The 16,243-nt window shown below is 67.7% G+C and carries 16 protein-coding genes; 11 read left to right on the forward strand and 5 right to left on the reverse strand.

The genetic code is table 11. The features are described from left to right. Positions 1-29 precede the first annotated feature (29 nt). Together KR541_RS08015 and nodI are read right to left on the reverse strand one after the other, a co-directional pair. Entirely contained in the window at positions 30-863 is an 834-nt protein-coding gene (locus KR541_RS08015) for an ABC transporter permease (RefSeq protein ID WP_050012575.1), read from the reverse strand. Between the two features lie 6 nt (positions 864-869). Continuing rightward, complete coding sequence (gene nodI, locus KR541_RS08020; protein ID WP_050012576.1) at positions 870-1,784, reverse strand: nodulation factor ABC transporter ATP-binding protein NodI; 915 nt, start codon at positions 1,782-1,784, stop codon at positions 870-872. A 331-nt stretch (positions 1,785-2,115) separates the two neighbouring features. Here nodI and KR541_RS08025 point away from each other — a divergent pair, with 331 nt between their 5' ends. Continuing rightward, the gene (locus KR541_RS08025) at positions 2,116-2,613 is read left to right on the forward strand and encodes a universal stress protein (protein WP_089467374.1); all 498 of its coding nucleotides are present in this window, start codon (positions 2,116-2,118) and stop codon (positions 2,611-2,613) included. Positions 2,614-2,706: 93 nt separating this feature from the next. Here the strand turns inward: KR541_RS08025 and KR541_RS08030 are convergent, their stop codons facing one another. The 3 genes from KR541_RS08030 to lexA are packed head-to-tail and all read right to left on the reverse strand — an operon-like array spanning position 2,707 to position 4,464. Further along, positions 2,707-3,426: a DUF2939 domain-containing protein gene (locus KR541_RS08030; protein WP_209925567.1), complete on the reverse strand. Its 720-nt coding sequence runs from the start codon at positions 3,424-3,426 to the stop codon at positions 2,707-2,709. 29 nt (positions 3,427-3,455) lie between these two features. After that, entirely contained in the window at positions 3,456-3,791 is a 336-nt protein-coding gene (locus KR541_RS08035) for a hypothetical protein (RefSeq protein WP_069621440.1), read from the reverse strand. A gap of 25 nt (positions 3,792-3,816) precedes the next feature. Further along, complete coding sequence (gene lexA / locus KR541_RS08040; protein ID WP_050012580.1) at positions 3,817-4,464, reverse strand: transcriptional repressor LexA; 648 nt, start codon at positions 4,462-4,464, stop codon at positions 3,817-3,819. Between the two features lie 264 nt (positions 4,465-4,728). On the opposite strand from lexA, the gene KR541_RS08045 reads away from it, so the two are divergent. From KR541_RS08045 to rbsK, 10 genes are all read left to right on the forward strand, one after another. Further along, complete coding sequence (locus KR541_RS08045; RefSeq protein ID WP_050012581.1) at positions 4,729-5,766, forward strand: sulfate ABC transporter substrate-binding protein; 1,038 nt, start codon at positions 4,729-4,731, stop codon at positions 5,764-5,766. A 135-nt stretch (positions 5,767-5,901) separates the two neighbouring features. Beyond that, on the forward strand, positions 5,902-6,801 hold the full coding sequence (gene cysT / locus KR541_RS08050) for a sulfate ABC transporter permease subunit CysT (protein WP_050012582.1): 900 nt from the start codon (positions 5,902-5,904) through the stop codon (positions 6,799-6,801). After that, complete coding sequence (gene cysW / locus KR541_RS08055) at positions 6,798-7,742, forward strand: sulfate ABC transporter permease subunit CysW (RefSeq protein ID WP_050012583.1); 945 nt, start codon at positions 6,798-6,800, stop codon at positions 7,740-7,742. The genes cysT and cysW overlap by 4 nt, the downstream gene beginning before the upstream one ends. 13 nt (positions 7,743-7,755) lie before the next feature. Further along, on the forward strand, positions 7,756-8,814 hold the full coding sequence (locus KR541_RS08060) for a sulfate/molybdate ABC transporter ATP-binding protein (RefSeq protein ID WP_050012584.1): 1,059 nt from the start codon (positions 7,756-7,758) through the stop codon (positions 8,812-8,814). A 75-nt stretch (positions 8,815-8,889) separates the two neighbouring features. Beyond that, positions 8,890-9,816 carry a CysB family HTH-type transcriptional regulator gene (locus KR541_RS08065; RefSeq protein ID WP_034186954.1) on the forward strand — a complete coding sequence of 309 codons (927 nt, stop codon included), beginning with the start codon at positions 8,890-8,892 and terminating at the stop codon, positions 9,814-9,816. A 566-nt stretch (positions 9,817-10,382) separates the two neighbouring features. Further along, on the forward strand, positions 10,383-11,333 hold the full coding sequence (locus KR541_RS08070; RefSeq protein WP_050012585.1) for a sugar ABC transporter substrate-binding protein: 951 nt from the start codon (positions 10,383-10,385) through the stop codon (positions 11,331-11,333). Positions 11,334-11,472: 139 nt separating this feature from the next. Beyond that, positions 11,473-13,086, forward strand: coding sequence for a sugar ABC transporter ATP-binding protein (locus tag KR541_RS08075; protein WP_216089484.1), 1,614 nt, complete (start codon positions 11,473-11,475; stop codon positions 13,084-13,086). Continuing rightward, positions 13,083-14,102: an ABC transporter permease gene (locus KR541_RS08080; RefSeq protein ID WP_006476069.1), complete on the forward strand. Its 1,020-nt coding sequence runs from the start codon at positions 13,083-13,085 to the stop codon at positions 14,100-14,102. Before KR541_RS08075 ends, KR541_RS08080 begins: the two co-directional genes overlap by 4 nt. A 35-nt stretch (positions 14,103-14,137) precedes the next feature. Next, entirely contained in the window at positions 14,138-15,169 is a 1,032-nt protein-coding gene (locus KR541_RS08085; RefSeq protein WP_050012587.1) for a LacI family DNA-binding transcriptional regulator, read from the forward strand. After that, positions 15,166-16,095 carry a ribokinase gene (rbsK, locus tag KR541_RS08090; protein ID WP_213346063.1) on the forward strand — a complete coding sequence of 310 codons (930 nt, stop codon included), beginning with the start codon at positions 15,166-15,168 and terminating at the stop codon, positions 16,093-16,095. Before KR541_RS08085 ends, rbsK begins: the two co-directional genes overlap by 4 nt. Positions 16,096-16,243 lie beyond the last annotated feature (148 nt).

Raw genomic sequence — 16,243 nt, forward strand, 5'->3', positions numbered from 1 at the left:
CCGGTGCCCGGTGCCCGACGCGCCGGCCGTCAGCGCATCATCCGCCGCCGGAACAGCCACGCGGACAGCAGGAACCCGCCGACCGCGTAGCCGGCGAGCACCACGACGTGCAACGCGATGTCGGTCGCCGGCCGACCGAGCATCGCAGGCCGGATCAGCTCGACCGCATTCGCGAGCGGCAGCGCCTGCGCCGCGTGCCGCGCGAGCGGCGGCAACTGCGTGATCGGGAAGAACACGCCCGACAGCAGCAGCATCGGCGTCAGCACGAGCGTCTGGTAGAACATGAAGAAATCGTAGGATGGCGCGAGCGCCGTGACGATCATCGCGAGGCTGGCGAACGCGAGGCCGGCCAGCGCGATCACGGGCAGCACCGCGAGCATCGACGGAAACGCCGCGTAGCCGAGCACGCCCGCGACGAGCATGATCGCGCTCCCCGACAGCATCGCCTTGCTGGCCGCCCAGACGATCTCGCCGAGCACGATGTCGCCGAGCGCGAGCGGCGTATGCATGATCGCTTCCCACGTGCGCTGCACGTGCATCCGCGAGAAACCCGAATACATCGATTCGAAGCTCGCGGACATCATCACGCTCGAGCCGACCGTGCCGGCCGCGAGGAACGCGATATACGACACGCCGTCGACATGGCCGAGCATCAGGCCGAGCCCGAAACCCAGCCCGAACAGATAGATCATCGGATCGGCGAGATTGCCGAACATCGACGCGAGCGCGAGCTTGCGCCACACGAGATAGTTGCGCCGCCAGACGGCGACCCAGTTGCTTGCGTTCGCCGGCATCGCGATCGCGAAGCGCGACGCGCGCGGCGGGGCCGATGGCGTGGTGGCGGAATAGTTGCGGACGTCCATGGTCGATCAGTCCTGCATCTCGCGGCCCGTGAGCCGCAGGAACACATCCTCCAGATTGGCCGGGCGATGCAGATAGCGCAACCCCGGGCGGCCCGTGAGTCGTGCGCTGACCGGTTCGGGGTCGGTCACGTAGCAGAACAGCGTCTCGCCGCTGATCTCGGTGTGCTTCGCGAATGCCGACAACTCGTCGCGCAGCGCGACCGGATCCGGCCCGTAGATCTCGATCACGTCGCAGCCGATCTCCGATTCGATCAGTGCATGCGGCGCACCTTCGGCGATCTTGCGGCCTTCCTCGATCACGCACAGCCGATCGCACAGGCGCTCGGCTTCTTCCATGAAATGGGTGGTGATCAGGATCGTCTTGCCGCGCGCGAGCAGCGAGCGCAGCCGCTCCCACATCAGGTGGCGCGCCTGCGGATCGAGGCCCGTCGTCGGCTCGTCGAGCACCAGCACGTCGGGATCGTTGACGAGCGCGCGGGCGAGCGTGAGGCGGCGTTTCATGCCGCCCGACAGTTCGCCGACTTTTGCATCGGCCTTGTTTTCCAGCTTCGCGAATTCGAGCAGCGGCGGCACGAGCGCGCGTGCGGCCTGCGCGGACATCCCGAAATAGCGGCTGAACACGAGCAGGTTTTCACGGACGGTGAAGTCGGGGTCGAGGTTGTCGAACTGCGGGACGACCCCGACTCGCCGCCGTGCATGTCGCGCACGCGATGGAACCGGTTCGCCGCACAGCGCGATCGTGCCTGCGTCGGGATGCGCGAGGCCGAGCAGCATCTTCAGCGTCGTGGTCTTGCCGGCGCCATTCGGCCCGAGCAGACCATAGCATTCGCCGGCCTTCACGTTGAAGGACAGGCCATTGACGACGAGCTTGTCGCCATAGCGCTTTTCGACGTTGCGGAAATCGATTGGTGCGACGGACATGGGCGTGTTGTCGTTGTAAGCGGGTGCGTTCCGCCGCCCGGCCCGCGGCCCGTGTGCGAACGGATCGCGCGAAGGCGTGTCACATGGGCATGGCCGAAGCATACGACGCCGGCGCGAGCTGGCCCGCCGGACGTGGAACGGGGCCATTCTAGTGCATCGCTGCATCGCTTGAGGGCATGCGCGCACGGTGCGAGGCAAGCACGCACCGATCGTGCACTGCATCATCGCGCACGCGCCGAGCGGGGCGAATCAGCGTTTTCCATCCCTTGCGTCCTGAATTGCGGCGCACCATGATGAATGCGTAGGCTCGTTGTCGCGATAGGGAGGCTTCATGGCTAGCTACAACAAGATTTTGCTGTGTTACGACGGCACGCTCGAAGGGCGCAAGGCGCTGCGTTACGGCGCCAATCTCGCAATGGACCTGAAGGCCGAAACGCACTTGCTGTCGGTCGTGGACATGCGTTCGAGCATCGCGCAAAGCGCGGGTTTGCTGACCGACGTCGCATGCGGCCGCTTCGAGGAAACCGCGCGCGAAATCCTGCAGGAAGGCGTGAACTGGCTGCGCGAGCGCGGCGTCCAGGCCGAAGGCCATTTCGCATTCGGTTATCCGATCGACGAAATCGCGAATCTCGCGTCGGAGCTGAAGGTCGACCTCGTCGTCGTCGGCCACCGGTGCCGCAGCGGATTGTCGAGATGGTGGATGGGGTCGGGCAATACGCAACTGCTCGATCGCGTGAACTGCAGCATTCTGGTCGCGTGCTCGTCGGCGGAAGAGCAGAAGGCCGAAATCGCGCGCGAACGTGAAGCGGCCACGGCGAGCAGCCAATGACCTAAAGGCTGGATGACCCTGACAGCCCGACCGGCGATGCGGGCCGGTCAGGCGTCGCGCTGCATTGGCAGCGCGCGCACCGAGCGCGGCCTGTTATGCGTGCAGGTCGATTCCGGACAATTTCCACGAGAACAGCCCGAAGCGGTGGAAGATCGCCGCATAGCGCGTGCCGTCGGCGCTGCGCTGATATGTGACGACGAATTCATCGATATTCCGGTAGCCCGCGCTGGTTTGCTGCTGGCGCGGCGCTTGCGTTGCTTCGCTCGGGCTGGCAGGTGCGGCGGGCGCAGGTGCCGGCGACGATGCGGCCGAAGCGGCCGCGTTGCCGCCCGGTACCGCAGCACTTGCCGGCGCCGGATTGACGGGCGGTGCGGCAGGCGGGTTGCCGGACGCATTGCCTGCTGGCGGCTGATTCGACCACTCGGGCGGGCGCTCGCCGGGATTGCCGCGCGGCGGCAATCCGCTCATCAACGCGGCGACGCCTTCCGGGGTCGCGTACGCATCGACCAGCGGGCCGATCAGCGCCGACCCGATCAGCGCGCCAATCACCGCTAACGGATTGTTCTTCTTCACGGCGTCGATCCGGCGCATCAACTCTTCCGTGACCTGCTGCTTCAGGCTGATGCGCAGCGACGGAAAATCGACATACTCGCTGATCGCCTGCGCATCGCGCGCATCGATCGCCGATTTCAGGCGACCGAGCGCGACATACGGTGACGCGTACGCATAGCCGAGCGCCGCAATGAGGGCGACGACCAGCGCGACGATCAGCAGCGGCTTGATTCGCCAAGCGCGGCGCGACGATTCAGTCACGTTGCCTCCGGTGCGGGAAGGTTCCGCAATCAGAGACCGCCCGGCGTGGCCGATCGTTCCTCCGCGATGCAGCGATCGATCATCCGGCACACGGCATCGATCGTGCCCACCATGATCAGGCGCGAGCGGCCGTGATAGACGCGCACCGGCGCGCGGCGCGCGGGTTCCGCATGATTCAGACCGGCGTTCAGCGACACCCGCGCGAACGCGGGGAGCGCTGACGGCAGCAGGGACGCCTGCCGTTCGACTGCGATTTCTTCTTGCACAGGCGCAGCCGCGGACAGCGGTGCGCAGGGCGTGCGGCCGCGCAGATGACGCAGGCGACCGAATTGACGGAAAGGCAGCAGGCGGGAAAGGCGTTCCATGATGTTCTCCTAGCGAGACGGAATGTCAGAGTTCGCCCGAGCGGATCAGCCCGACGGCGATGCCTTCCAGCGCGAAATCCGCGCTGCCGGCCTTGACGAAGATGTTTTCGTAATCCGGGTTCTCCGCGATCAGCTCGAGGCCGCCAGGCCGGCGCATCAGGCGCTTGACCGTGACGTCGTCGCCCAGACGCGCGACGATGATCTGGCCGTCCTTCGCTTCCGTGCGCTTCTGCACGGCGAGGAGGTCGCCGTCGAGAATGCCGGCGTCGCGCATCGACAGGCCGCGCACCTTCAGCAGATAGTCGGGCTTGCTGGTGAACAGCGCGGGATCGCACGCGTAGTGCTGCGAGATGTGCTCCTGCGCGAGGATCGGGCTACCGGCCGCGACGCGGCCGACGAGCGGCAGCGACAGTTGCATCAGGCCGGCGTGCGGCAGCGTGAACTGATGTGGGGCGTCGTCGAGGCCGAGCAGCCGGATGCCGCGCGACGCGCCGGCCGCCAGCTCGATCACGCCCTTGCGCGCCAGCGCGCGCAGGTGCTCCTCGGCGGCATTCGGCGAACTGAAGCCCAGCTCGGCCGCGATCTCGGCACGGGTGGGCGGGAATCCGGAGCGCTCGATCGCGCGACGGATCAAGTCGAACACTTGCTGCTGACGGGCGGTGAGTTTGGTCATGGCTGAACTGTATGGATAGACAGTGAGCTGTATTTTTATACAGTACTTGGGGAATTTCAAGTGTTACTTGAGGTTCGACGCGATCGCGCCGGTTCCGGCGTGATTTCGCGACGTCCTGACGCCGGTTTGTCCGCCGCAACCGTCCATCCCGTCTGCGTTAGCACTTTTGAGTATTAAAAAATAAGGAACGATTATTTTTAATCATGTAACCCGTTCGATAGACTGGCCCGACATCGCAATACCGACAACACTGGAGAACCAAGGATGGCGAAGCGCAATACGGGGCTGGTGGGCGGAGTGGGTCGCCTGATCGCAACACTCGCGCTGGGCGCGGCGGCGGCGCTGGGCGTCGCGACGCATGCGCAGGCCGATACGACCTTCCTGAACGTGTCGTACGACCCGACGCGCGAGCTGTATCAGGATTTCAACCAGGCGTTCGGCAAGGAGTGGAAGGCGAAGACGGGCGAAACGGTCAACTTCAAGCAGTCGCACGGCGGTTCGGGCGCGCAGGCGCGCTCGGTGCTCGACGGGCTGCAGGCCGACGTCGTCACGCTGGCGCTCGCGTACGACATCGACGCGCTCGCGAACAAGGGGCTGGTGAACAAGGATTGGCAGAAGCGCCTGCCCGACAACGCGTCGCCGTACACGTCGACGATCGTGTTCCTCGTGCGCAAGGGCAATCCGAAGGGGATCAAGGACTGGGACGACCTGACCAAGCCGGGCATCTCGATCGTCACGCCGAACCCGAAGACCTCGGGCGGCGCGCGCTGGAACTACCTGGCCGCATGGGCGTACGCCCAGCACAAGCCGGGCGGCAACGAGCAGACCGCGAAGGAATTCGTCTCGAAGCTCTACAAGAACGCAGGCGTGCTCGATTCGGGCGCGCGGGGCGCGACGACGAGCTTCGTGCAGCGCGGGATCGGCGACGTGCTGATCGCATGGGAAAACGAGGCATTCCTGTCGGTCAAGGAATTCGGCACCGACAAGTTCGAGATCGTCGTGCCGTCGGTGAGCATCCTGGCCGAGCCGCCCGTCGCGGTGGTCGACAAGGTGGTCGACAAGAAGGGCACGCGCAAGCTGGCCGAGGCATACCTGAATTTTCTGTACAGCCCGCAAGGCCAGGAAATCGCGGCGCGCAACTACTACCGGCCGCGTTCGAAGAACGTACCGGCGGAGCTGACCAAGCAGTTCCCGAAGCTGAAGCTGTACACGGTCGACGACACGTTCGGCGGCTGGACCAATGCGCAGAAGACGCATTTCGCGGACGGCGGCGTGTTCGATTCGATCTACAAGCCGCAGTAACGCACGCAGTCACACCATAACGACAAGCGGCGCGCCACGACAGCGCGCCGCGTCCCCGACGGCTCGCCGGCGCGATTCACTGCGCCGGCGTTTGCGTCGGACCCGTGAGCAGCATCGACCCAGCAAGAGCATCCGATGACGACGTACACCTTTCGCAAGCCGAGCGCGCTGCCCGGTTTCGGCGTGACACTCGGCATCACGGTGGCCTATTTGAGCCTCGTGGTGCTGATTCCGCTCGCCGCCACGTTCCTGAAGACCGCAACGCTGTCGTGGGACCAGTTCGTCACCGCCGTCACGTCGCCGCGCGTGCTCGCGTCGTACCGGCTGACGTTCTCGGCCGCGCTCGGCGGCGCGCTGATCAACGCCGTGTTCGGCTTCCTCGTCGCATGGGTGCTGGTGCGCTACACGTTCCCGTTCAAGCGCCTCGTCGACGCGGTCGTCGACCTGCCGTTCGCGCTGCCGACGTCGGTGGCCGGCATCTCGCTCGCGGCCGTCTACGCGACCAACGGCTGGGTCGGCCAGTATCTGGCGCCGCTCGGCATCAAGATCGCGTTCACGCCGGCCGGCGTGCTGGTCGCGCTGACCTTCATCGGGCTGCCGTTCGTCGTGCGCACCGTGCAGCCGGTGCTCGAGGATTTCGAGCGCGAGCAGGAAGAAGCCGCCGCGTGCCTCGGCGCGTCGCGCTGGCTGACGTTCCGCCGCGTCGTGCTGCCGGCCGTGCTGCCGGCGCTGCTCACCGGTTTCGCGCTGTCGTTCGCGCGCGCGCTCGGCGAATACGGGTCGGTGATCTTCATCGCCGGCAACGTGCCGATGAAATCCGAGATCACGTCGCTGCTGATCATCACGAAGCTCGAGCAGTACGACTACGCGGGCGCGACCGCGCTGGCGGTCGTGATGCTGGTCGTGTCGTTCCTGATGCTGCTGCTGATCAACACGCTGCAGTGGTATCTCCAGCGTCGTACGAGCAAGGGGGCGAGCGGCCCGGCGCCCGCCACCGTCACCGCTGCTGCTGCCGCCGCAGGAGGCCAGCAATGAGCCAGGAGGCCACCGTCGTGCTGAAAACCCCGTCGCCGGCCGCGCGTGCCGCGAAGCGGCTCGACCCGGTCAGCGAGTCGCGCGTCGTGCGCTGGCTGCTCACCGGCATCGCGCTGGCGTTCCTCGCGTTCTTCCTCGTCGTGCCGCTCGCCGCGGTGTTCGTCGAGGCGTTGCGCAAGGGCGTCGGCTTCTATCTCGAATCGCTCGCCGATTCCGATGCGTGGTCGGCGATCAAGCTGACGCTGACCGTCGCCGTGATCGCGGTGCCGCTGAACCTCGTGTTCGGCGTGTGCGCATCGTGGGCGATCGCGAAATTCGAATTCCGCGGCAAGGCGCTGCTGACGACGCTGATCGACCTGCCGTTCTCGGTGTCGCCGGTGATCTCGGGCCTCGTGTACGTGCTGCTGTTCGGCGCGCAGGGCTGGTTCGGGCCGTGGCTGCAGGATCACGACGTGCAGATCATCTTCGCGGTGCCGGGCATCGTGCTCGCGACGATCTTCGTCACGTTCCCGTTCGTCGCGCGCGAGCTGATTCCGCTGATGCAGGCGCAAGGCACCGACGAGGAAGAAGCCGCGCGCGTGCTCGGCGCGTCGGGCTGGCAGATCTTCCGGCGCGTGACGCTGCCGAACGTGAGGTGGGGCCTGCTGTACGGCGTGATCCTGTGCAATGCGCGCGCGATGGGCGAGTTCGGCGCGGTGTCGGTCGTGTCCGGCCACATTCGCGGCGTGACCGACACGATGCCGCTGCACGTAGAGATCCTGTACAACGAATACAACTTCGCGGCGGCGTTCGCGGTGGCGTCGGTGCTGGCGCTGCTCGCGCTCGTCACGCTCGCGCTGAAGCTGATCGCCGAGCGTCATCTTGCGGCCGAACTGGCCGACGCGCACGACGCCGTTCCCGCACATGCCGGCCCCGTCGGCGCCGTTTCGTCGAAATCGTAAAGAGGCAACCAGAATGGGTATCACCGTCCGTCACCTTCAGAAGCGCTTCGGCGATTTCACGGCGCTCGACAACGTCTCGCTCGACTTCCCGCCCGGCGAACTGGTCGCGCTGCTCGGGCCGTCCGGCTGCGGCAAGACCACGCTGCTGCGCGTGATCGCGGGCCTCGAGCACGCGGACGCCGGCCAGGTCGTGCTGCAGGGGCTCGACGTCGCGTCGGTTGGCGCGCGCGAGCGGCAGGTCGGCTTCGTGTTTCAGCATTACGCGCTATTCCGCCACATGACGGTGTTCGAGAACGTCGCGTTCGGGCTGCGCGTGAAGCCGCGCCGCGAGCGGCCGTCCGAAGCCGCGATTCGCGAGAAGGTGCACGAGCTGCTCAAGCTCGTGCAGCTCGACTGGCTCGCGCAGCGCTATCCGTCCGAGCTGTCGGGCGGCCAGCGTCAGCGCATCGCGCTTGCCCGCGCGCTCGCGGTCGAGCCGAAGGTGCTGCTGCTCGACGAACCGTTCGGCGCGCTCGACGCGAAGGTCCGCAAGGAGCTGCGCGGCTGGCTGCGTCGCCTGCACGACGACCTGCACATCTCGACGATCTTCGTCACGCACGACCAGGAAGAGGCGCTCGAAGTGGCCGATCGCATCGTCGTACTCAATCGCGGCCACGTCGAGCAGGTCGGCAGCCCGCAGGACGTCTACGACCATCCGCAAAGCGCGTTCGTGTACGAGTTTCTCGGCGCGGCGAACCGGCTGCCGGGCACGGTGGCCGGGCGCGGCTTCGTCGCCGAGGGCGCGGCGGCGCCGATCGAGGTCGACGCCGATTTCGCGGGCCCCGCGAACGCGTACGTGCGGCCGCACGATCTGCAGCTGTGGCCGGCGGGCGAAGGGCACAGCGACGGCATCGCGGTGGACGTACGGCGCGTGATTCCGCTCGGCGGTTCGGTGCGCGTGGAGCTCGAGGCGCGCGCAGGCGGCGCGCTCGAGGCGGAACTCGACCGCGACGCATGGCGCGCGCTTTCGCTGCAGGTCGGCGACGGCGCGACCGCCGTGCCGCGCGCCGTGCGGGTATTTCCCGCGCGTTGACGAGACAACGCAGGGCAGAGGGCGGGATTCGCGCCGATTCGACAATCAAACAACGACAGCCTAAGAGGCATACCCATGAATTTTCAGCAATTGCGGTTCGTGCGCGAAGCGGTGCGCCAGAACATGAACCTGACGGAAGTCGCGAACGTGCTGTACACGTCGCAGTCGGGCGTGTCGAAACAGATCAAGGATCTGGAAGATGAGCTGGGCGTCGACATCTTCATTCGGCGCGGCAAGCGGCTGACGGGGCTCACGGAGCCCGGCAAGGCGGTGCACCAGCTGATCGAGCGGATGCTGCTCGACGCCGAGAACCTGCGCCGCGTCGCACGCCAGTTCGCCGATCAGGACAGCGGCCACCTCGTCGTCGCGACGACGCACACGCAGGCGCGCTACGCGCTGCCGAAGGTGATCCGGCAGTTCACCGAGGTGTTCCCGAAGGTGCATCTCGCGCTGCGTCAGGGCAGCCCGCAGCAGATCGCGCAGATGATCCTGAACGGCGAGGCCGATCTCGGTATCTCGACCGAGGCGCTCGATCGCTATCCGGACATCGTCACGTTCCCGTGCTATTCGTGGCACCACACGGTCGTCGTGCCGAAGGGCCACCCGCTCGTCGGTCGCGAGAACCTGACGCTCGAGGAAATCGCCGAATACCCGATCATCACGTACGACCAGGACTTCACGGGCCGCTCGCACATCGACCAGGCGTTCACGCAGGCGGGCGCGGTGCCCGACGTCGTGCTGACCGCGATCGACGCGGACGTGATCAAGACCTACGTCGAGCTCGGGATGGGGATCGGCGTGGTCGCGGCGATGGCCTACGACCCGCAGCGCGACACGGGGCTCGTCGCGCTCGACACGCAGCACCTGTTCGAGGCGAGCACGACGCGGGTCGGGCTGCGCAAGGGTGCATTCCTGCGTGCGTATGCGTACCGGCTGATCGAAATGTTCGCGCCGCACCTGAACGAAGCGGAAATCGCGGGGCTGTTGCGCGAAGCCGTTTGATTCGCGCGTGTCGCGCGCTGTCCGGGCGGATCCCGCGGACGGCGCGCGACACGCATGACGCGCACCTTGCCGTACGCCGCACCGGGCGGCGGCGGGGGGATGGCCGCCGTCACGCTTCAAGCATCGGCCGACGCTGCCGGTCCGGTGCGTCGCGTCAGCCGACGATCGACCTGCGTTCCCGTGCGGACAGAAAAACAAGAACAACCGGCAACGCAGAACCTGGATGCACCGCGCTTCGGCGAACCGCCGCCGGCATCGCGAGTGTCGTATTTGCGCGTCGCGAAGCGCGCTCGCGCGCTCCGAATAAACCCTTAAATATTGATTAGACAGGTTGCGCGCCGAAGCGAATCGGTACAGCATAGCCTTCACTCCGCCGGCGTCCCGCCGGCGGTGGCGCGTCAACGCCAGCACGCGCCAGGCAGTCGGCCGTCTGCCTCGCTTCCATTCCGTGGTACCGACAGCAACATCGATGGCCATTGCCCGGGTAGTGTGGCGCAAACGTTTGCTCACATTAAAACAACAACCGAACAACAATCGGCCTTCGGGCCAGTCGCCAGGAGATGTGTATGAATGTCCGCTTTCGCCGTCGCTTCCTGACCGCCGCGCTCGCCGCCGTCGCGGTGGCCGCTGCCCCGGCTGTCCACGCGCAGTCCGCAGCCAAGCCGAAGGTCGCGCTCGTGATGAAGTCGCTCGCCAACGAGTTCTTCCTGACCATGGAAACGGGCGCGAAGGAATACCAGAAGCACAACGCGAACCAGTTCGACCTGATCACCAACGGCATCAAGGACGAGACCGACACCGCGAACCAGATCCGCATCGTCGAGCAGATGATCGTGTCGAAGGTCGACGCGATCGTGCTCGCGCCGGCCGATTCGAAGGCGCTCGTGCCGGTCGTGAAGAAGGCCGTCGACGCCGGCATCGTCGTCGTGAACATCGACAACCGGCTCGATCCCGACGTGCTGAAGTCGAAGAACCTGAACGTGCCGTTCGTCGGCCCGGACAACCGCAAGGGCGCGCGCAAGATCGGCGACTACCTTGCGAAGCGGCTGAAGGCGGGCGACCAGGTCGGCATCGTCGAAGGCGTGTCGACGACGACCAACGCGCAGCAGCGCACGGCCGGCTTCCAGGACGCGATGAAGGCGGGCGGGATGAAGGTCGTGTCGGTGCAGTCGGGTGAATGGGAGATCGACAAGGGCAATGCGGTGGCCGCCGCGATGCTCAACGAATACCCGAACCTGAAGGCGCTGCTGTGCGGCAACGACAACATGGCGATCGGCGCCGTGTCGGCCGTGCGCGCGGCCGGCAAGCAGGGCAAGGTACTCGTGGTCGGCTACGACAACATCAACGCGATCAAGCCGATGCTGAAGGACGGCCGCGTGCTCGCGACCGCCGACCAGTATGCGGCGAAGCAGGCCGTGTTCGGCATCGACACGGCGCTCAAGGCGATCGCCGAGCATCGCAAGCAGGCCGACCTGTCCGGCGTGGTCGAGACGCCGGTGGATCTCGTGACGAAGTAACGCCGCACCGGTCCGGCCGCCGCGCTCAAGAATCCGGCGCGGCGGCCGTTATCCGGTGTGAGCGCGATCACGGCCACTGCATGCACTTGTGAGCGTCATACCCGCGCGCCCCGTGCGCGCGGCCGCAACCAGGATCGCGATGGAACCGACCTTCCAACCCTCCCGTTCAGCCCACCCCGTGCTGTCCGTCTCCGGCATCGGCAAGACCTATGCCGAACCCGTGCTCGCCGACGTCACGCTGACGCTCGACGCGGGCCAGGCGCTCGCGCTGACCGGCGAGAACGGCGCCGGCAAGAGCACGCTGTCGAAAATCATCGGCGGGCTCGTCGACCCGACCATCGGCACGATGCAGCTCGGCGGCGAGGCCTATGCGCCGGCGAGCCGCACGCAGGCCGAGGCGCTCGGCGTGCGCATGGTGATGCAGGAGCTGAACCTGCTGCCGACGCTGAGCGTCGCCGAAAACCTGTTCCTGAACCGCCTGCCGCGGCGCTTCGGCATCATCGATCGCGCGCGGCTGCGCGACGACGCGCGCGCGGCGATGGCGCAGGTCGGGCTCGACGCGGTCGACCCCGATACGCCGGTCGGCGCGCTCGGTATCGGCCATCAGCAGATGGTCGAGATCGCGCGCAACCTGATCGGCGACTGCCGCGTGCTGATTCTCGACGAACCGACCGCGATGCTGACCGCGCGCGAAGTCGAGCTGCTGTTCGAGCAGATCGACCGGCTGAAGGTGCGCGGCGTCGCGATCGTCTACATCTCGCACCGGCTCGAAGAGCTCGCGCGCGTCGCCGAGCGCGTCGCGGTGCTGCGCGACGGCCGGCTCGTGCATGCGGGCGACATGGCGGCGACGACGTCCGACGGGCTCGTCACGCTGATGGTCGGGCGCGAGGTCGGCGAACACATCGATCTCGGCGAGCGCCGCTTCGGCGCGCCGCGGCTCGCCGTATCGGGCCTCACGCGCGGGACGGCGGTGCGCGACGTGTCGCTCGAGGTGCGCGCGGGCGAGATCTTCGGCATCTCGGGGCTGATCGGCGCGGGACGCACCGAGCTGCTGCGGCTGATCTACGGCGCCGATACGCCGGATGCCGGGACGATCGCCGTCGGTCAGCCGTTGAAGCCGGCGCGGATCGCGTCGCCCGTCGATGCGGTGAAGCTCGGCATCGCGCTGATCACCGAGGATCGCAAGGGCGAAGGGCTGCTGCTGTCGCAGTCGATCACCGCGAACGTGTCGCTCGGCCAGCTCGACCGGCTCGCGCGCGGCGGCATCGTCGATTCGGCCCGCGAAACGGCGCTCGCCGAGCAGCAGATCGATGCGCTGCGGATCCGTACGCACGGCGCGGCGCAGTCGGTCGGCGAGCTGTCGGGCGGCAACCAGCAGAAGGTCGTGATCGGCCGCTGGCTCGCGCGCGACATGGGCGTGCTGCTGTTCGACGAGCCGACCCGCGGGATCGACGTCGGCGCCAAATTCGAGATCTACACTTTGATGGGCGCGCTCGCGCGCGAAGGCCGCGCACTGGTGGTCGTATCGAGCGACCTGCGCGAGCTGATGCTGATCTGCGACCGGATCGGCGTGATGTCGGCCGGGCGCATGACCGCCGTGTTCGAGCGCGGCAACTGGACCCAGGACGCGCTGCTGGCCGCGGCGTTCGCCGGCTTCGGCCGCGAGACGCTGGCGGCCGCCATGCAGCATCCGGACCCGGAGCACGCGCGCGGCGCCGCTCCGGGCACTTCGACGACAGGACGACAGCAATGACCCAGCCTCCCGTATCCCCGACCGACGCAGGCGCGCAGCAGGACGTGACGGGCCGCCGCGCGCGCACGCTGTCCGGCACGCGGCTCGGCCTGTCGAACTATCTCGGGCTCGCCGGCGCGCTGGCCGCGATGATCGCGCTGTTCTCGGTGCTGAGCTCGCATTTCCTGACCTACGACACGTTCAGCACGATCGCGAACCAGATTCCCGATCTCGTCGTGATGTCGGTCGGGATGACCTTCGTGCTGATCATTGCCGGGATCGACCTGTCGGTCGGCTCGGTGCTCGCGCTCGCCGCGTCGATGGTCAGCGTCGCCGCGCTGAAATGGCAGTGGGGGCCGCTGCCGGCCGCGTTGATCGGGATCGCGGTCGCGACCGCCACGGGCGCGCTGACGGGCGCGGTCACGGTCGGCTGGCGGATCCCGTCGTTCATCGTGTCGCTCGGCGTGCTGGAGGCCGCGCGCGGCCTCGCGTACCAGCTGACGAATTCGCGCACCGCGTATATCGGCGACGCGTTCGACTTCCTGTCGAACCCGATCGCGCTGGGCATCTCGCCGGCGTTCCTGATCGCGGTCGCGGTGATGATCGCGGCCCAGTTCGTGCTGACGCGCACGGTGTTCGGACGCTATCTGGTGGGCATCGGCACGAACGAGGAAGCGGTGCGACTTGCAGGGGTTAACCCGCGGCCGTATAAAATCCTCGTATTCGCACTGATGGGCGCGCTCGCGGGGCTCGCGTCGCTGTTCCAGATTTCGCGGCTCGAGGCGGCCGATCCGAACGCGGGCGCGGGCCTCGAACTGCAGGTCATCGCCGCCGTCGTGATCGGCGGCACGAGCCTGATGGGCGGGCGCGGCTCGGTGATCAGCACGTTCTTCGGCGTGTTGATCATCTCCGTGCTGGCCGCGGGGCTCGCGCAGATCGGTGCGAACGAGCCGACGAAACGGATCATCACGGGTGCGGTGATCGTGGTGGCGGTCGTGCTCGATACGTATCGCAGCCGGCGTACGCGCGTGCGGTAAAAAGACAGACAGAACAGACCAGAGAGAAACGGGAAATGGCGACGATCAAGGATGTGGCGGCCATGGCGGGCGTGTCGTTTACGACCGTCTCGCACGTGGTGAACAATTCGCGGCCGGTGTCCGCCGACGTGCGTGCGAAGGTCGAGGGCGCGATCCGCGAGCTGAATTACGTGCCATCGGCCGTGGCGCGCTCGCTGAAGGCGCGGGCGACGGCGACCATCGGCCTCGTCGTGCCGAACAGCACGAATCCGTACTTCGCCGAGCTGGCGCGCGGCATCGAGGATCAGTGCGCGGCCAACGGCTATTGCGTGTTCTTCTGCAATTCGGACGACGATCCCGTGAAGCAGCGCAACTACCTGCGCGTGCTGCAGGAAAAACGCATCGATGGGCTGATCGTCGCATCGGCCGGCGAGGACGCGGTGCTCGCGCAGACGCTCGCGGATATCCATGCGCCGCTCGTCGTCGTCGACCGCAACATCGAGGGGCTCGCGGCCGATCTCGTGCAGATCGACCACGAGCGCGGCGCATACCTGGCGACGCGCCACCTGCTCGAACTCGGACACGCGAAGATCGGCTGCATCACCGGGCCGACCGACACCGCGGTCAGCGCGATGCGCGTACACGGCTTCATCCGCGCGATGGCCGAGCGCGGCGTCGACATCGTGCCGGGCGCGATCGCCGAAAGCGATTTCTCATGCCTCGGCGGCTATCACGCGGCGTCGCGGTTGTTCGAATCGGTACGGCCGAGCGCGATCTTCGCGGGCAACGACCTGATGGGGGTCGGCGCGCTGCGCGCGGCGGCCGAGCGCGGGCTGCGCGTGCCCGACGACTGTTCGATCATCGGCTTCGACGACATCGAATTTTCCCGCTACACGTATCCGGCGCTGTCGACGGTCGGCCAGTCGGTGCGCGCGCTCGGCGAAATGGCCGCGCAGACGTTGATCGAACGGATCGGCGGCGGCTCGACCGCCGTGCCGAGCCGCCGCCGTGTCGTGTCGCCGCGCCTCGTGCTGCGCGAATCGACGGCCGTCTATCGCGAGCCGGCCGCGCCGGGTGCGCGCGCATGACGGCGAGCGCAACGGGCGCCGGCCGCGTGACGGTGGTCGGCAGCCTCAACATGGATCTCGTCGTGCGCGCGCCGCGGCTGCCGCTGCCGGGCGAAACGCTCGCCGGGCACGCGTTCGCGCAGGCGGCGGGCGGCAAGGGCGGCAACCAGGCCGTCGCCGCCGCCCGGCTCGGCGCGCAGGTCGCGATGATCGGCTGCGTCGGCGCGGATGCGCACGGCGCGGCACTGCGCGCGGGCCTCGAGGCCGAGGGAATCGACTGCACGGGGCTCGCGACGAGCGCGTCGGCGTCGACCGGCGTCGCGCTGATCGTCGTCGACGATGCGAGCCAGAACGCGATCGTGATCGTCGCGGGCGGCAACGGCGAGGTCACGACCGACACGATCGCACGGCACGAGGCCGCGCTGGCGACGGCCGACGTGCTGATCTGCCAGCTCGAGACGCCGCCGGACGCGGTGTTCGCGGCGCTGTCGGCCGGACGCCGGCTCGGCCGCACGGTGGTGCTCAATCCGGCCCCGGCCGTCGCGCCGCTGCCGGACGGCTGGCTGCAGCTCGTCGATTACCTGATCCCGAACGAGGTCGAGGCGGCCGCGCTGACCGGGCTGCCGGTGCGCGACCCGGCCGACGCCGAAGCCGCCGCGCGGGCGCTCCAGGCCGGCGGCGCGCGCAACGTGCTGATCACCCTCGGCGCGCGCGGCGTGCTCGCGCTGACGGCCGACGGCGCCGCGCGGCACTATCCGGCGCCGGTCGTGCAGGCCATCGACACGACGGCGGCCGGCGACACCTTCATCGGCGGCTTCTCCGCACGGCTCGCGGCCGGCGCGGACGTCGATACCGCCATTCGCTTCGCGCAACGCGCGGCGGCGCTATCGGTGACGCGCGCGGGCGCCCAGCCCTCGATCCCGACGCGGGCGGAACTGGCCGACTAGGGCCGGATCCCCGGTCTCGCGTTTTCGGTTCCCCACGCGCCCGGTCCGTCGCACGAGACGGCCGGGTGCGCTGCATTGGCGCGCCGACGCGCGTTCGCCCCGTTTTCGCTCCGACCCGAATTGCGTCGATTATTCAGTCTTATTCAAT

It is taken from the genome of Burkholderia sola, from assembly GCF_905400185.1.
Classification (GTDB): domain Bacteria; phylum Pseudomonadota; class Gammaproteobacteria; order Burkholderiales; family Burkholderiaceae; genus Burkholderia; species Burkholderia sola.

Excerpts from the sequence above, each read along its gene's own strand:
- KR541_RS08015 (WP_050012575.1), bottom strand. The coding sequence starts at position 863 with ATGGACGTCCGCAACTATTCCGCCACCACGCCATCGGCCCCGCCGCGC.
- nodI (WP_050012576.1), bottom strand. The coding sequence starts at position 1,784 with ATGTCCGTCGCACCAATCGATTTCCGCAACGTCGAAAAGCGCTATGGC.
- KR541_RS08025 (WP_089467374.1), top strand. The coding sequence starts at position 2,116 with ATGGCTAGCTACAACAAGATTTTGCTGTGTTACGACGGCACGCTCGAA.
- KR541_RS08035 (WP_069621440.1), bottom strand. The coding sequence starts at position 3,791 with ATGGAACGCCTTTCCCGCCTGCTGCCTTTCCGTCAATTCGGTCGCCTG.
- lexA (WP_050012580.1), bottom strand. The coding sequence starts at position 4,464 with ATGACCAAACTCACCGCCCGTCAGCAGCAAGTGTTCGACTTGATCCGT.
- KR541_RS08045 (WP_050012581.1), top strand. The coding sequence starts at position 4,729 with ATGGCGAAGCGCAATACGGGGCTGGTGGGCGGAGTGGGTCGCCTGATC.
- cysT (WP_050012582.1), top strand. The coding sequence starts at position 5,902 with ATGACGACGTACACCTTTCGCAAGCCGAGCGCGCTGCCCGGTTTCGGC.
- cysW (WP_050012583.1), top strand. The coding sequence starts at position 6,798 with ATGAGCCAGGAGGCCACCGTCGTGCTGAAAACCCCGTCGCCGGCCGCG.
- KR541_RS08060 (WP_050012584.1), top strand. The coding sequence starts at position 7,756 with ATGGGTATCACCGTCCGTCACCTTCAGAAGCGCTTCGGCGATTTCACG.
- KR541_RS08065 (WP_034186954.1), top strand. The coding sequence starts at position 8,890 with ATGAATTTTCAGCAATTGCGGTTCGTGCGCGAAGCGGTGCGCCAGAAC.
- KR541_RS08070 (WP_050012585.1), top strand. The coding sequence starts at position 10,383 with ATGAATGTCCGCTTTCGCCGTCGCTTCCTGACCGCCGCGCTCGCCGCC.
- KR541_RS08075 (WP_216089484.1), top strand. The coding sequence starts at position 11,473 with ATGGAACCGACCTTCCAACCCTCCCGTTCAGCCCACCCCGTGCTGTCC.
- KR541_RS08080 (WP_006476069.1), top strand. The coding sequence starts at position 13,083 with ATGACCCAGCCTCCCGTATCCCCGACCGACGCAGGCGCGCAGCAGGAC.
- KR541_RS08085 (WP_050012587.1), top strand. The coding sequence starts at position 14,138 with ATGGCGACGATCAAGGATGTGGCGGCCATGGCGGGCGTGTCGTTTACG.
- rbsK (WP_213346063.1), top strand. The coding sequence starts at position 15,166 with ATGACGGCGAGCGCAACGGGCGCCGGCCGCGTGACGGTGGTCGGCAGC.